The sequence below is a fragment of the Synechococcus sp. LA31 genome (assembly GCF_018502385.1).
In the GTDB taxonomy this organism is placed as follows: domain Bacteria; phylum Cyanobacteriota; class Cyanobacteriia; order PCC-6307; family Cyanobiaceae; genus Vulcanococcus.
The window spans coordinates 1,473,801-1,487,539 of sequence record NZ_CP075523.1; the positions used below are offsets into that span (position 1 = coordinate 1,473,801).

General features: G+C 67.0%; 13 protein-coding genes and 2 tRNA genes. 10 read left to right on the top strand and 5 right to left on the bottom strand.

Annotation, left to right across the window (positions count from 1 at the left end; genetic code table 11):
* Window positions 1-27 precede the first annotated feature (27 nt).
* From KJJ24_RS07950 to KJJ24_RS07965, 4 genes are all read left to right on the top strand, one after another.
* Window positions 28-109, top strand: a tRNA-Leu gene (locus KJJ24_RS07950).
* Window positions 109-1,362: an aspartate aminotransferase family protein gene (locus KJJ24_RS07955; protein ID WP_371811711.1), complete on the top strand. Its 1,254-nt coding sequence runs from the start codon at window positions 109-111 to the stop codon at window positions 1,360-1,362. Before KJJ24_RS07950 ends, KJJ24_RS07955 begins: the two co-directional genes overlap by 1 nt.
* Window positions 1,332-2,561 carry a folylpolyglutamate synthase/dihydrofolate synthase family protein gene (locus KJJ24_RS07960; RefSeq protein WP_214337899.1) on the top strand — a complete coding sequence of 410 codons (1,230 nt, stop codon included), beginning with the start codon at window positions 1,332-1,334 and terminating at the stop codon, window positions 2,559-2,561. Before KJJ24_RS07955 ends, KJJ24_RS07960 begins: the two co-directional genes overlap by 31 nt.
* A 20-nt stretch (window positions 2,562-2,581) precedes the next feature.
* Window positions 2,582-3,118, top strand: a complete 537-nt coding sequence (locus tag KJJ24_RS07965; RefSeq protein WP_214337900.1) for a pentapeptide repeat-containing protein — start codon at window positions 2,582-2,584, stop codon at window positions 3,116-3,118.
* Here KJJ24_RS07965 and KJJ24_RS07970 read toward each other — a convergent pair.
* From KJJ24_RS07970 to KJJ24_RS07980, 3 genes are read right to left on the bottom strand one after another with little or no spacing between them, the layout of a single operon-like run.
* Window positions 3,115-4,539 carry an FAD-binding oxidoreductase gene (locus KJJ24_RS07970; protein ID WP_250544527.1) on the bottom strand — a complete coding sequence of 475 codons (1,425 nt, stop codon included), beginning with the start codon at window positions 4,537-4,539 and terminating at the stop codon, window positions 3,115-3,117. The genes KJJ24_RS07965 and KJJ24_RS07970 overlap by 4 nt on opposite strands.
* Complete coding sequence (locus tag KJJ24_RS07975) at window positions 4,520-5,815, bottom strand: amidohydrolase family protein (protein WP_214337901.1); 1,296 nt, start codon at window positions 5,813-5,815, stop codon at window positions 4,520-4,522. The genes KJJ24_RS07970 and KJJ24_RS07975 overlap by 20 nt, the downstream gene beginning before the upstream one ends.
* Window positions 5,805-6,230 carry a DUF4359 domain-containing protein gene (locus KJJ24_RS07980; RefSeq protein ID WP_250544528.1) on the bottom strand — a complete coding sequence of 142 codons (426 nt, stop codon included), beginning with the start codon at window positions 6,228-6,230 and terminating at the stop codon, window positions 5,805-5,807. The genes KJJ24_RS07975 and KJJ24_RS07980 overlap by 11 nt, the downstream gene beginning before the upstream one ends.
* Before the next feature lie 25 nt (window positions 6,231-6,255).
* On the opposite strand from KJJ24_RS07980, the gene KJJ24_RS07985 reads away from it, so the two are divergent.
* Window positions 6,256-6,328: transfer RNA gene (locus KJJ24_RS07985), tRNA-His, on the top strand.
* Between the two features lie 44 nt (window positions 6,329-6,372).
* On the opposite strand, the gene KJJ24_RS07990 is transcribed toward KJJ24_RS07985, so the two are convergent.
* Both KJJ24_RS07990 and KJJ24_RS07995 read right to left on the bottom strand, forming a co-directional pair.
* Entirely contained in the window at window positions 6,373-7,452 is a 1,080-nt protein-coding gene (locus KJJ24_RS07990) for a DUF1611 domain-containing protein (protein WP_214337902.1), read from the bottom strand.
* Window positions 7,452-8,516 (bottom strand): dipeptide epimerase, encoded by a 1,065-nt coding sequence (locus tag KJJ24_RS07995; RefSeq protein ID WP_214337903.1) that lies wholly within the window; start codon window positions 8,514-8,516, stop codon window positions 7,452-7,454. The genes KJJ24_RS07990 and KJJ24_RS07995 overlap by 1 nt, the downstream gene beginning before the upstream one ends.
* Before the next feature lie 85 nt (window positions 8,517-8,601).
* Here KJJ24_RS07995 and miaB point away from each other — a divergent pair, with 85 nt between their 5' ends.
* The 5 genes from miaB to ftsZ all read left to right on the top strand — a co-directional run bounded on the left by miaB (window position 8,602) and on the right by ftsZ (window position 13,735).
* On the top strand, window positions 8,602-9,999 hold the full coding sequence (gene miaB, locus KJJ24_RS08000; protein WP_214337905.1) for a tRNA (N6-isopentenyl adenosine(37)-C2)-methylthiotransferase MiaB: 1,398 nt from the start codon (window positions 8,602-8,604) through the stop codon (window positions 9,997-9,999).
* A 53-nt stretch (window positions 10,000-10,052) separates the two neighbouring features.
* The gene (locus tag KJJ24_RS08005) at window positions 10,053-11,147 is read left to right on the top strand and encodes a D-alanine--D-alanine ligase family protein (RefSeq protein WP_214337907.1); all 1,095 of its coding nucleotides are present in this window, start codon (window positions 10,053-10,055) and stop codon (window positions 11,145-11,147) included.
* Window positions 11,144-11,554, top strand: coding sequence for a hypothetical protein (locus tag KJJ24_RS08010; protein WP_214337909.1), 411 nt, complete (start codon window positions 11,144-11,146; stop codon window positions 11,552-11,554). The genes KJJ24_RS08005 and KJJ24_RS08010 overlap by 4 nt, the downstream gene beginning before the upstream one ends.
* Complete coding sequence (locus KJJ24_RS08015) at window positions 11,551-12,471, top strand: cell division protein FtsQ/DivIB (RefSeq protein WP_214337911.1); 921 nt, start codon at window positions 11,551-11,553, stop codon at window positions 12,469-12,471. Before KJJ24_RS08010 ends, KJJ24_RS08015 begins: the two co-directional genes overlap by 4 nt.
* Window positions 12,472-12,622: 151 nt before the next feature.
* The gene (ftsZ, locus tag KJJ24_RS08020; protein ID WP_214343476.1) at window positions 12,623-13,735 is read left to right on the top strand and encodes a cell division protein FtsZ; all 1,113 of its coding nucleotides are present in this window, start codon (window positions 12,623-12,625) and stop codon (window positions 13,733-13,735) included.
* The last annotated feature ends 4 nt before the right edge of the window (window positions 13,736-13,739 follow it).

Sequence of the window (13,739 nt, forward strand, 5' to 3'; positions counted from 1 at the left end):
GGCGCTGACCTCTACAGTCAGCCGTGCGGGAGCGTGCCGGAATTGGTAGACGGACTCGACTCAAAATCGAGCGCCTTCGGGCATGTGGGTTCAAGTCCCACCGCTCCTATGACTCCGCCCCTTACAACACCCCCCACCGCATCTGCGGTGATGAACACCTATGGGCGCTTCCCGCTCGAGTTGGTGCGCGGCAGGGGCGTGTGGGTGTGGGATAGCCAGGGCCGGCGCTACCTCGATGGGGTAGCTGGCATCGCCGTCTGCACCCTCGGCCACAGCAGCCCTGTGATGCGCCGGGCCCTTGGGCGGCAGCTGCGCAAACTGCAGCACGTTTCGAACCTCTATCGCATCCCCGAGCAGGAGCAGCTGGCCGCCTGGATCAGCGCCAACAGCTGCGCCGATGCGGTGTTCTTCTGCAATTCGGGCGCCGAGGCCAATGAGGGTGCCATCAAGTTGGCCCGCAAGCACGGTCACAACGTGCGCGGAATCAGCAGTGACCACGGCGGTCCGCTGATCCTCACGGCCCAGGCCAGCTTCCATGGCCGCACGCTGGCCGCGGTCACCGCCACCGGCCAACCCAAATATCACCAAGGCTTTGAGCCGATGGTGCAGGGGTTCCGCTACTTCCCCTACAACGACACCGCCGCGTTCGAAGCGCTGCTGGCGGAGTGCGAGAAGGATGGGCCGCGGGTGGCCGCAGTGATGCTCGAACCCCTTCAGGGCGAAGGCGGCGTGAACCCTGGCGATCCAGCCTTCTTCCGGCGGGTGCGCGAGCTCTGCGATCAGCACAACATCCTGCTGATCTTTGATGAGGTGCAAGTGGGCGTCGGCCGCAGCGGCCGGCTCTGGGGTTACCAGAAGCTCGGCGTGGAACCCGATGCCTTCACCCTGGCCAAGGGGCTGGGCGGAGGCTTCCCCATCGGCGCGCTCTGCGTGAAAACGGCCGCGGATCACCTCCGGCCCGGCGAACACGCCAGCACCTTCGGCGGCAATCCGCTGGCCTGCCGCGCCGGCCTCACCGTGGCCGAGGAGCTGGTGCGCCGCAATCTGCCCGCCCATGCGGAGGCGATGGGCCAGCTGCTTCAGGAGCAGCTCAGCGGCCTGGTGGCCCGCCATCCCAACCTCGCGGAGGGCTGCCGAGGCTGGGGCCTGCTGCAGGGGCTGGTGCTGAGGGCAGGTGGCCCGGCCGCCATCGATGTAGTGAAGGCCGCCATGGGGCAGGGCTTGTTGTTGGTGCCGGCTGGCACCAACGTGGTGCGCTTCGTACCGCCTCTCACGATCCAACCCCGCCACATCCGCGAGGCGGTGAAACGGCTGGAAAAAGCCTTGATGCAGTGCCAGGCCGCGACCCTTTCAGCGAGCTGATCGCTCCCTTCAGCCGTCGGGGCGTCGACCTCGGGCTAGAGCGTCTACAGACAGCCCTGGCAGACATGGGGCACCCCGAACGCCGCTTTGCGGCCGTGCAGGTGGCCGGCACCAACGGCAAGGGGTCGATCAGCACCATGCTTCAGGCGATTGCAACAGCGGCCGGCATCCATTGCGGCCTGTACACCTCCCCGCATCTGCTCAGCTGGTGCGAACGCATTCGCCTACCGGATGGTTTGATCCGTGAAGGCGAGCTGCAACGGTTACTCGCCCGGTTGCAACCCCTAGCCCTGCGCCACAACCTCACCCCCTTTGAGCTGGTCACCGCAGCCGCGATGCAGGCCTTCGCCGATGCAGGCGTGGAGCTGGCAGTGCTGGAAGTTGGGCTGGGGGGCCGCCTCGATGCCACCACAGTGCACCCCGATCGCCAGGTGTTGGCCTTCGCCAGCATCGGCCTGGATCACACCGAACACCTCGGGCCAACGATCAGCGCCATCGCCGGCGAGAAAGCCGGCGTGCTGCATGCCACGGCCATGGCCGTGAGCGGCCCGCAAACGGCCGAAGCAGCCCAGGTGCTGAATCAGCAGGCCAAGCGGATCGGCTGCCCACTGCGCTGGGTGGACCCACTACCAGAGCCGGAGGCAGGCGGCCCGCAGCTGGGTTTGCGTGGAACCCTGCAACGGCTCAACGCCGCCGTAGCAGTAGGCGCAGCCGAAGCGCTGGCTGAGCGGGGCTGGCCCATCAGCGCCACTGCGATCCAGCAGGGCCTCCAGCAGGCGCGCTGGCCTGGGCGACTCGATCAGCGCCTGTTTGCCGGCCGGCCGCTGCTGGTGGATGGAGCCCACAACCCACCGGCCGCAGCTGCACTGCGCCAGGAGCTCGATCAGCTCGACCGGCAGAGCGCTGGCAGCCAACCCCGCCGCTGGCTGATCGGTATCCAGCGCCATAAAGACGCAGCACAACTCCTGAACACCTTGCTGCGGGCTGGCGATGACGTGCGGGTGATCGCCCTGCCTGCAGAGCACAGCAGCTGGAGTGCCGCCGAGCTGCAGGAGACAACGGAGCTGGTGCTGCAGCAGGCCCGAGGCGGGCTGCACGAACAGCTGGAGTGGCTGGTGGATTCAGCGGCGCTGCCGGTGGCTTGCGGCTCGCTCTATCTGGTGGGAGAGCTTCTTCCCCTGCTGGACGCGACAAACTGAGGGAAGACGCCCGTGCCGCCATGGCCTCCAGCTCCCCGATCCGCTGGCTGACAAGCCTGTTGGCCAGCCTGTGGTTGCTGCTGCTCGCCCTGCCGGCCCAGGCGCTCGACACCAGCACCGGCATCGGACTGCAGGATCGCGCCCTGTTTCAGGACACGGTGGACTACACCCTCACCAATCAGAGCGGCAAAGACTTTTCCGGCCAGCAACTGGCCAACACCTCCTTCGCTGGTGCGGTTGGCAAGGGCGCCAATTTCTCAGGCGCCAATCTGCATGGGGCGATCTTGACCCAGGGCGCTTTCCCAGAAGCCGATTTCAGCGGGGCCGATCTCAGTGATGTGCTGCTGGATCGCACCGACATGAGCCACACCAACCTCAGCAATGCGGTGCTGATCGGTGTGATCGCCGCCGGGGCCAGCTTCAGCGGCGCTGAGATCACCGGCGCCGACTTCAGCGATGCGCTGATCGATCGCATTGATCAGCGTCAGCTCTGCTCCCGGGCCAGCGGCACCAATCCCAGCACCGGTGCCGACACGCGTGCGAGCTTGGGCTGCTAGCGCTCAAGCCAGCCGCGCAGCTTGCCTGGATTGAGCAGGCCATGCGGGTCATAGCTTGCCTTCGCTGCTACCTGCTCGGCATCCACACCCCCGAGGCCGCCATCTTCCACGGTGATCGCATGGGGGTTGAACAACAGGCAGCCGAGCGCGCAGGCGTGCTCGATCACGGCCTCCAGCCGCTCGCGGCTGTGCCAGCGCACCAGGGGCAGGCACGCCAGCCGCTGCTGCCCCTGGGCCCGCACAGCCTCCAGATGCCAAAGCAGATCATGTCCCCACCGCTGGCGCAATGCCGACAGGGCTGGCCCCTCCGGCTGAGGCAGCAAGAGCTGCAGATAGGTGAATGCTGGCTCCTGGGCGCGGGCGTGCAGGGTGGTGTGGTTCCAGCAGAGCTCCCGCAGCGGGATGCCGCGGCTCTGCCCCTGAGGCGCCTGCCAGATCAGCCGAGCACCCCAGCGCGGCAGCAAGGCCTCCAGCGGTGCCAGGGCATCGGGGGCCGCTAGCAGCAACAAGCGATGGCCATCGGCTCCCGCCGCCGGGCAGCCTTGGGGCCAGGGCATCAACCGGGCCACCGCGCCCTCCAGGGCGCAGAGGCTGTTAAGCAGCAGGGCTGTAGCCGGCAGTTGCTGCGCTGCAGCCAACGCCTGCTCCCAGCTGGGAGCCTCCAGCACCAGCTGCTGCCAGGCCACGGCAGGGGAACTGGCCATGGTGGCGCTGGTGATGATGCCGTTGCAGCCATAGGCATGGTTCAAGGCCTGAGCCTCCGCGGCATCAAGCTGCAGCCGGCGCGGGCTGGATTCGAGCGTGACGATCTCGAGGCCGAGCAGATGGCCTGGGTCGCGCAAGAAGCCCCAACGCAGTGAACCGATGCCGCTGGAGCCACCTGCGAGATAGCCCGCCAGGCTGGAGCTGCGCACAGTGCTGGGTACCAGGCGCAGCTCTCTGTTCTGGGCCTGCAACTGTTGCTCAAGATCCGCCAGCAGGATGCCCGCTTCAGCGCTGAACACACCGGTGGAGGGATCCAGCTGGCGCAAGCGGTTCATGCCGCTGAGCTCCAGCACCAGCCCACCCGCCAGGGGAATGGCTTGGCCGTAGTTGCCGGTGCCGGCACCCCGCAGGGTGAGGTTCACCCCATGGCGGGCGCAGGCTGCCGCCACCGCCAGCACCTCATCAGCACTGGTGACCCGCACGCCCACTTGCGCCCGCAAGCCCTGCAGCAAGGGCTGCAGGATCGGGGAATACACAAAGGCATCAGCCGCCAACTGATCCAGCTCACCGCGGCTGCGCAGGGGCATCAGCCCGGCAGCCCGCAGATCCGCCGTGAGCTGCTCTAACTGCTCGGGGCTGGCCGCGGCCGGCATGGGCTGAGGCAGAGCAGTGGGCAGCAGCGAGACCATCGGCAGATCAGCAGGGAGGGGATCCATCCAGGCTGGCAAGGATGGAGGCCGGTTGCTCTGTAGGGGGAGGCGGCAGCCACTTCCCGCCGCGCAGCACACGCCGCTGATGGGGCCGCGCCAGCAATTCGCTCCAGCTAGCAGCGCTGGTGACCAACAGATCGGCCGGCCCACCACGGCGCACGATCCCATCCCAACTGAGCCCCAGCAGACGCGCCGGAGCGGTGATGCAGGGCATCAGTCCCTGACGCTGCCAAGGGGGGCTATGGCACACGCGGCTGCTGAACCGCAGCAGCTCGAGGGGATCAAAATCGCCGCTGGGATCCCAGGGATCCTGCACGTTGTCGCCGCCCACAGCCACCAGCACACCGGCGCGCTGCAGCTGGCGCACCGGCGCTAGGGGCCGCTGGGCCAGATCCTGATCCCCGCGGCGGCCCAGCAGCCAAAAGTTGGTGGTGGGCAGCGCTACCACCGCCACCTGCCAACGGGCCAGCCGCTCTGCCAATCGCTGCTGGGCGGGCAGGGCCAGCAGCCCGAGGCTGCTGGCATGGCTGCAGGTGATCGGCACCTGGGGGCGCCGCCGGGCCAGCTGCTCCAGGAGCAAGCGAATGCCGCAGCCCGGAGCCTCCCCGCTTTCATCCACGTGCAAATCCACCCCGCAGCCCAGCTCCTCCGCCAGGGTGAGCATCTGGGCCAAGGCCTGCCGATCGCGTTGAGAGCGGGGATAAGGCGGCCCCAGCACACCACCCAGCACACCGCCGCCGGCTGCCACCTGCCGCGCCAGTTCGCGACCCTCCGGCGTGCCCCAGTGGTTCAGGGGCACCAGGGCCACCAGCTGCAGCTCCACCCGGCCGCGCCAGCGCTGCTGCAGCTGCAGCAGCGCCTCCCAACTGGGGGGACCAGCGGAACCGCCGCTATCCACGTGGCTGCGGATCGCCCGCAGGCCGTAACGCCAGGCCTGATCCAGCGCCTGCTCACCGCGCTGCAGCACCTGCTCGGCGGTGCGCTGCTCCCCCTCGCGCAGGTTCACCGCAAGAGCAGCGGCCATGGAGCCGGAGCGGTTGGAATGCTCCGCCCAGCTGAAGGCTTTATCCAGATGCGCGTGGGGCTCCACGGGCGGCGTCAATGCCAGGGGCAACCCCTCAGCTGCGGCGAGAGGCCGGATCGCCGCCACCCGGCCGCCCTCCAACTCAACCTGCACCGGCAGCAAGCCATCCGCATCGCCGCAGCCCAAATCGCGCTGCTGCGGATCGAGCAGGGCTCGCGGCAGCTGCAACCGCAGACTGCGGGGAGGCTCAGCCCTCATCACGGCTGGCCCTGAGGATCACCAGCTGACCAGCCCCACCCAGCGTGAGCACCCGGTAGCGGGGCAAGGTGAGACCGGGCAGCAAGGTCTGCCCGCCGAGCTTGGTGTCGTAGAGGCTGAACACACCCGCATTGGTGCGGCTGCTGCCCGCCAGGGCCAAGCGCCCCAGCACCGCCCGCTGGCTGTTCACGAGCTGCGAGCAGTTCTGAATCAACAGCTGCGCCACCATCGGCAGCCCCCGCTGTCTGCACAGCTCCTGATCCAGGAGGTGAACCAGGCGCGCAGCGGCAAAGTCTTCAAAATCCTGCTCATCGGGATTGGTGGCCACCAAGGCGCCACCCATCAGCAACACCACCACGCACCAGCCCCAGGGCCTGCCCGATCCGCCCAGCCGCACCATCTGAGGCCGCAACACACCTTGATAGGATCGCGCAGCCCTGGCGGGCGTAGCCAAGTGGTTAAGGCACCGGATTGTGATTCCGGCATTCGGGGGTTCAAGTCCCCTCGTCCGCCCCTGTTCGAAAGCCCCGCCACTCCCTGAGTGGCGGGGCTTTCCCCTAGGAACCACCAGCTGGCGCCAACACGGCCTCGAGCAACAGCTCCGCCCCCTGCCGCACCGGATCGATCACCGGCAGAGCAGTGGCGGCCTTGAGCCGCTCCGTCTCAGCCGCCGCCGCCTGGTCATCGAGCAGGGCGGTGTTGAGGGCGATTGCCCGCACCCGTGGGCGCACACCATCTGGCCGCCCCAGCGCCGCCAGCGCTTCACAGGCGGCGATCAGCTCCGTTAGGGGCGGGATTGCTACCGCCGCCGCCCCCGGGCGGGTACGCACGTGGCTCTGGCCGGCACGGTGCACCAACAGCAGATCCGTGGGCTGGCTACCGCGCAGAAGCGGCAGCGTGGCCGTGGAACCGGGGTGGGCCAGGGAGCCCTGCCCCTCCACCAGCACCAGCGCATCAGGTTGGGCACCCTCAGCGGCGGCCAGCACCGCTGCCTCCACCGCACCGGCGGCGTAATCCACCCGCACCGCATCAAGCGCCACGCCCTGACCACTGATCAAGATGCCGGCCTGGCCTGTGCCCACAAAGCGCGCATCCAGCCCGCGCCGCAGCGCCGCCGCCTGCAGCTCAAGGCAGGCGCTCATCTTGCCCACGGCCATATCTGAACCCACCGCCAGCAGCCGCCGGCAGGGCAGCTGGGCGCAGCGGGCCGCCGCCACCTCCAGATCGGGCGGTTCGTGGCGCAGATCCCAGATCCATTGACCAGGCGCCAGCGGGATCGCTGAACAATCCGGATCAGCCGCCAAACGACTGTGCAGCCCGCTGGCCAAGCTCAGCCCCGCCCTCAGCCCGGCCACCACATCCGCGCGCATCGCTGCCGGCAGCCGCCCGCCTGAGGGGGCTAGGCCCACCACGGCCACCGCCGGCTTATGTGCCAGCGCAGCTTCCATATCGGCCACCACGGGCACGGAGCGCTCAATCCCGGTGAGGGTGCGCAGATCAGCGCCGGCATGGTCAGGATCAATCACCGCCACGATCGGCCCGCGCCGATAGCGCAACATCGCCAGGCCGGTTTTGCCGGAGAGATTGTTGAGGCCGCCGTGCTGCAACAACACCAATGGGGCATCGGCGCTGAGCATCAGGGCACCTCCTGCAACCACTGCACGCCCAGGCCAGGCCGGGCCGCCGGCCGCAACAGATCTCCCGCGCGCTCGGGACCGGCGCAGGGGTCATCGATCAGGTTGAGGTGGCTATCGAGGTCGGGCCACTGCACCAGCGGCAACAGCTGGGCGGCCGCGCTGTTGAGCAACCCCCCATCGGAATAGCAACCGAGCATCACACCAAGGCCCAGCCGCCGGGCCGTGTGCGCCATCAGCAGGCCCTCGCTGAGGCCACCGCACTTCACCAATTTGATGTTGATGCCGTCGACGTGAGGGGCCAGCCGCACCACATCACGCAGATCCCAACAGCTCTCATCCGCCACCACCGGGGTCGGGGCTAGGCCCTGCAAGGCCGCAAAACCGGCAGCATCAGCCGCCGGATCCAGCAATGGCGGTAAGGGCTGCTCCACCAGCACCACACCTTGATCGGCCAACCAGGGGATCATCTGGCGCGCCCCTTCCAGATCCCAGCCGCCATTGGCGTCGATCTGCAGCTCATCGCCGGGGCGCAGGGCGCCGCGCACGGCCTGCACCAAGGCGCGGTCGTGACTGAGGCCATCGGGGGATCCCAGTTTGAGCTTGATGCGGGTGGCCGGTAGCTGCAGCCGCCAACGCTCGAGCCGCGCGAGCACCGCTGAGGGCTCTCCCAGCCCGAGCGTCAAACTGGTGGCGACACAAGCAGCTGGATCCAGGCCCCAGAGCCGATGCAGCGGTTGTCCCAGGCGTTGCCCCCACCAATCGTGCAGGGCCAGATCAAGGCCACAGCGCGCGGGAGGGCTGAGGGAGGCCAACAGCGGCTCCAGTGCCTGCAGCGGTTGGGGGCCCAGCGGCTCGAGCTGCGGTGCCAGCGCCTCCAATTCCGCCGCGATCGCATCGGTGCAGTAGGCGCGATGGCCGGTCTCAAAGCCGCCGGTTTCGCCGCGGCCGATCAGCCCCTCATGCTCCAGATCCACCAGCAGATGCTCCACAACACTGGTGGTGCCGCGGCTGATCGCCAGCGGCACGGCCTTGCTGAGGCGAAAGCGATGCAGGCGAAGGCGCATGGCCCCACGGCGTTGTGTCGAAGCTGGCACAGATCAGCCAGACGCGCCGCAAGCCCCCCAACTAGCGATAGCGGAAACTGGTGCGATGACGGCGACACAACGCAGCGCCCCCCCCACGCCGACGGCAGCGGAGAGCGGGCGCGGCAGCTACTGGATCACCACCTTCGGCTGCCAGATGAACAAGGCAGATTCCGAGCGCATGGCCGGGATCCTCGAATCGATGGGCTACCGCGAGGCCCAGGCTGAGCTCGAGGCCGACCTCGTGCTTTACAACACCTGCACGATTCGCGACAACGCCGAACAGAAGGTTTACAGCTATCTCGGCCGTCAGGCCCAGCGCAAGCGCACCAACCCCAACCTCACCCTGGTGGTAGCCGGCTGCGTGGCTCAGCAGGAAGGCGAATCACTGCTGCGGCGCGTCCCTGAGCTGGATCTGGTGATGGGCCCCCAGCACGCCAACCGACTGGATGTGCTGCTGAGCCAGGTGGAGCAGGGCCAGCAGGTGGTGGCCACCGAAGAGCACCACATCCTTGAAGACATCACCACAGCCCGCCGCGACAGCAGCATCTGCGGGTGGGTGAATGTGATTTATGGGTGCAACGAGCGCTGCACCTACTGCGTGGTGCCCTCGGTGCGCGGCAAGGAGCAATCGCGCCTACCCGAAGCGATCAAGCTCGAGATGGAGGGGCTGGCCGCCCTGGGCTTCAAGGAGATCACCCTGCTGGGCCAAAACATCGATGCCTACGGCCGCGACCTACCAGGCATCACCCCAGAGGGTCGCCGCGAGCACACCCTCACGGATCTGCTGCAATTCGTGCACAACGTGGAGGGGCTGGAGCGCATCCGCTTCGCCACAAGCCACCCGCGTTATTTCACCGAGCGGCTCATCGATGCCTGCGCCGATCTGCCCAAGGTGTGCGAGCACTTCCACATCCCCTTCCAGAGTGGCGACGACGACGTGCTCAAGGCGATGGCCCGCGGCTACACGGTGGATCGCTACCGCCGGATCATCGATCGCATCCGCGAGCGCATGCCCGACGCCTCGATCAGCGCCGATGTGATCGTGGCCTTCCCGGGTGAAAGCGATGCCCAATACCGCCGCACGCTCGATCTGATCGAGGAGATCGGCTTTGATCAGGTGAACACCGCTGCTTATTCGCCGCGGCCCAACACCCCCGCAGCCAACTGGCCAAACCAGCTGAGCGAGGCGGTGAAGGTGGAGCGGCTGCGCGAGATCAACGCCCTGGTGGAACGGATAGCCCGGCAGCGCAGTGCCCGTTACGCCGGCCGCATCGAAGAGGTGCTTGTGGAGGGCATCAACCCCAAGGACCCCAATCAAGTGATGGGGCGCACCCGCACCAACCGCCTCACCTTCTTCCCCGCAGGCCGGGCCGATGGTGACCAATGGCAGCCCGGCGATCTGGTGGATGTGCGCATCGAGGAGGTGCGGGCTTTCTCCCTCAGCGGTGCGGCCCTGCGCTGACCCTGGTCAGCGACTGAATCGCTGATACGTTTGGCCCCTGCTATTCCGCTTACATGAGCTCCGAACCCACGCAACTCGGCCTGGTGTTCGGAGGCGTGTCAGGTGAGCATGCGGTCTCGATCCGCTCAGCCAACACCGTGGCCGCAGCCCTGCGCCGCGGCGCCAATGCCAACCGCTACCGCCTGAGCTGCTTCTATATCGACCAATGGGGTCATTGGTGGCCGCCGGCCGTGGCCGATGCCGTGCTGGCCAAGGGCACACCGGCCCAGCGTGAGGAGCTGCCGGCGTCCCAGTTACGACCCGGTTTCCAGGGCTTCCCCGAGGGCGCTCTTGATGTGCAGGTGTGGGTGCCGGTGCTGCATGGCCCCAATGGGGAAGACGGCACCATCCAGGGGCTGTTCAGCCTGATGCAAGTGCCCTTTGTGGGTTCTGGGGTGCTTGGCTCAGCCGTGGGCATGGATAAACAGGCCATGAAAGCCGCCTTCGCCGCTGCAGGCCTACCGCAGGTGCCGTATGCCTGCGTGGATGCCCAGGAGCTCAGCCGGGCACCAGAAGCGCTGCTCAATCGGCTGGAGCAGCACCTGGGCTATCCCTGCTTCATCAAGCCCGCCAACCTCGGCTCCTCGGTGGGTATCAGCAAGGCCAGCAACCGCGGGGAGCTGCTGGCCGGCCTAGAGCTCGCTGCCGGCCACGACCCGCGGCTGGTGGTGGAGCAAGGCGTGGATGCACGGGAGCTGGAGTGCGCCGTGCTCGGGGGCCGCAGCATGAAAGCCTCCGTGCTGGGTGAGATCTGCTTTGACGCCGACTGGTACGACTACGAGACCAAATACAGCGCTGGCAAAAGCCACACCGTGATTCCGGCCGAGGTGCCCGAAGCCCTGAGCGAGCAAGCGCGAGCCATGGCCATCGCTGCCTGCCGGGCCGTGGCGGCCGAGGGTTTGGCACGGGTCGATTTCTTCTTCGAGCGCAACAGCGGCACGCTCTGGCTCAATGAGATCAATACCCTGCCGGGCTTCACCAGCCAGAGCATGTATCCGATGCTCTGGGAGGCCACAGGATTACCGCTTGAGGAGTTAGTGCACCAACTGGTGCAACTGGCGCAAGAATCAGGCCTACCAGCACTGAGCAAGAGGGCTTTCGCCGCATGAGTCATGGGTTGCTGTGGCTGCCTCTGCTGGTGGTCTTCCCTCTGATCACCGCTTTGGGCTGGCTGGAACGCCGCCGTCAGCGCCTTTTCCGCGAATGGGCGGACGGCGCAGAACTCTCCAAACTCGATGACTGCGGTGGTGCCCGGCTGATCAGCGGTCTGCTCAGTTGGAGCGTGTTCGAGTCGGGAACGTTGGTGGAGATGGGGCAGTTCGAGGTGAAAACCCTTGAGAAAGTGGAGCTGCTGGCGCTGGGCTCAGGCGAAGCACCCCTCACCGAGGAGTCCCAGGGGGCCTGCCGGCTTCGACTGATCAGCGGCAGCAACCACGCCGATGTGCCCTTTGCCGACGCCGAACGGGCCCGCCGCTGGATCACCGAGCTGATGACACGCTCCCGCTGCGAGCTGTGACCAAAACACCTGAGCGGCCTGGGCTGGCACCCGAACGGCGGCGACAGCTTCGTCAGCAGCGCCGGCAGGAGCGCCTACGCCAAATCTGGCGCATCAGCCTGTTCACAGCGGCCGCCACAGGCCTGGGCTGGGCCCTGCTGAGGGAAGGCTGGGTGCTGCGATCGGCAGATCAGGTGGAGGTTGTGGGTAGCTCGCTCGTAACACGGGAGCAAGTGCTGCGCGAAGCGCAGCTGCGCCTACCCCAGCCACTGCTTGCGCTGCGGCCTCAGGAGCTCGCTCAACGCCTGTCAGCCGGTCTACCCGTGGAGCAGGTGCAGGTGAGCCGGCTGATGCTGCCGCCCAGGCTGCGTATCAGCCTGGTGGAGCGGGAAGCCGTGGCCCAGGCCCAGCGCCGCACCAGTGGCGGCAGCGAACGCGGCTACGTGGACCGTTTGGGCAACTGGATGACCAGCCGCCAGCAGCGGGGCAGCGGCGGGGCGCGTACACCCCAGGTGATGGTGATGGGCTGGCAGGAGCGTCTGCGGCCGCCATTGGCCGCTGTGTTGGCCCAGCAGGATCAGATGGGCAGCACCCTCCAGCAGGTGCGCTTTGAACCCAATGGCAGCCTCTGGCTGCGCACCGCTGCTTTGGGAGATGTGCACCTCGGCCCCCCCGATGAGCGACTGCGGCGCCGCCTCGATGTGCTGCGCCATCTCTCGGCCCATCTACCGAAGCAAATGAAAACCCTGAAGATCCAATCGATCGATCTGAGCGATCCAGAGCAACCAGAACTGGGTCTACCCGGCAAAGGCCGAATCAGCATCGCTGGGCTACAGAAGGCCATCGAAGCCGCCAATCGCCCCGCCACGGCGAATGGCACGCCGGCAACAGCATCGACATCATTACCAGCCGTTCCAGCTCGCTCCCTCGGCGACTGATCCAACCGCTCCGCTAGCTGGATACTGCGAGTGCAAACGGTGACAGGCTGTTGCGATCGATCTAGCAACAAGCAAAGTATGTGGATTCCTGCGGCTGATCGAGCAGATCAACGACATAATGCTGCGCAGCACCACAGGCATGGGACCTTCTATGGAGATCGCAGCTGAAGGCCTCAGTGCCAGCAGCAATGGAGCGAGCGGGATCGTGCCCAGTCAGTCAGCCCGGATTGAGGTGATTGGCGTCGGTGGTGGCGGCAGCAATGCTGTGAACCGCATGATCGCTTCCGATTTGCAAGGTGTGGGCTACCGCGTGCTCAACACCGATGCCCAGGCCCTGCTGCAATCGGCTGCCAAGCAACGGGTTCAACTCGGCCAGAAGCTCACCCGAGGTCTTGGGGCGGGCGGCAACCCAGCCATCGGCCAGAAGGCAGCTGAAGAATCGCGCAGCGATCTGGCGCAAACGCTCCAAGGCGCTGATCTGGTGTTCATTGCCGCCGGCATGGGCGGCGGCACCGGCACCGGCGCGGCTCCTGTAGTGGCCGAGGTCGCCAAGGAATGCGGCGCTCTCACTGTTGGCATTGTCACCAAGCCCTTCGGCTTTGAAGGTCGCCGGCGCATGCGTCAGGCCGAAGAAGGGATCGCTCGCCTGTCCGAGCATGTCGACACCCTGATCGTGATCCCCAACGACCGCCTGCGCGAGGCGATCGCCGGGGCACCCTTGCAAGACGCCTTTCGCGCCGCCGACGACGTGCTGCGCATGGGCGTGAAAGGCATCAGCGACATCATCACCAGGCCCGGCCTGGTGAATGTTGACTTCGCCGATGTGCGCTCCGTGATGACCGATGCCGGCACCGCTCTGCTGGGCCTGGGTGTGGGCTCGGGCCGCTCCCGCGCCACAGAGGCCGCCCAAGCCGCCATCAGCAGCCCGCTGCTGGAGGCCGCGCGCATCGATGGCGCCAAGGGCTGCGTGATCAACATCTCCGGCGGCAAGGACATGACCCTTGAGGACATGACTACCGCCTCTGAGGTGATCTACGACGTGGTGGATCCCGAGGCCAACATCATCGTGGGGGCCGTAGTGGATGAGCGGCTTGAAGGCGAAATCCACGTGACCGTGATCGCCACAGGCTTCGAAGGCGGCGGAAGCTACCGACCTGAACGGACCGTGGCCAGCTTTAACAGCGGTTCTAACAGCTCAACTGAAGCCGATCAAAACGGCGCCGCGATCCCCTCATTCCTGCTCAACCGCCAACGCGAGAGCTGAAGCT

Coding starts and splice junctions, on each gene's coding strand:
- KJJ24_RS07965 (WP_214337900.1), top strand. CDS start 2,582: ATGGCCTCCAGCTCCCCGATCCGCTGGCTGACAAGCCTGTTGGCCAGC.
- ftsZ (WP_214343476.1), top strand. CDS start 12,623: ATGGAGATCGCAGCTGAAGGCCTCAGTGCCAGCAGCAATGGAGCGAGC.
- KJJ24_RS07955 (WP_371811711.1), top strand. CDS start 109: ATGACTCCGCCCCTTACAACACCCCCCACCGCATCTGCGGTGATGAAC.
- KJJ24_RS07975 (WP_214337901.1), bottom strand. CDS start 5,815: ATGAGGGCTGAGCCTCCCCGCAGTCTGCGGTTGCAGCTGCCGCGAGCC.
- KJJ24_RS08005 (WP_214337907.1), top strand. CDS start 10,053: ATGAGCTCCGAACCCACGCAACTCGGCCTGGTGTTCGGAGGCGTGTCA.
- KJJ24_RS08010 (WP_214337909.1), top strand. CDS start 11,144: ATGAGTCATGGGTTGCTGTGGCTGCCTCTGCTGGTGGTCTTCCCTCTG.
- miaB (WP_214337905.1), top strand. CDS start 8,602: ATGACGGCGACACAACGCAGCGCCCCCCCCACGCCGACGGCAGCGGAG.
- KJJ24_RS07970 (WP_250544527.1), bottom strand. CDS start 4,539: ATGGATCCCCTCCCTGCTGATCTGCCGATGGTCTCGCTGCTGCCCACT.
- KJJ24_RS07995 (WP_214337903.1), bottom strand. CDS start 8,516: ATGCGCCTTCGCCTGCATCGCTTTCGCCTCAGCAAGGCCGTGCCGCTG.
- KJJ24_RS07990 (WP_214337902.1), bottom strand. CDS start 7,452: ATGCTCAGCGCCGATGCCCCATTGGTGTTGTTGCAGCACGGCGGCCTC.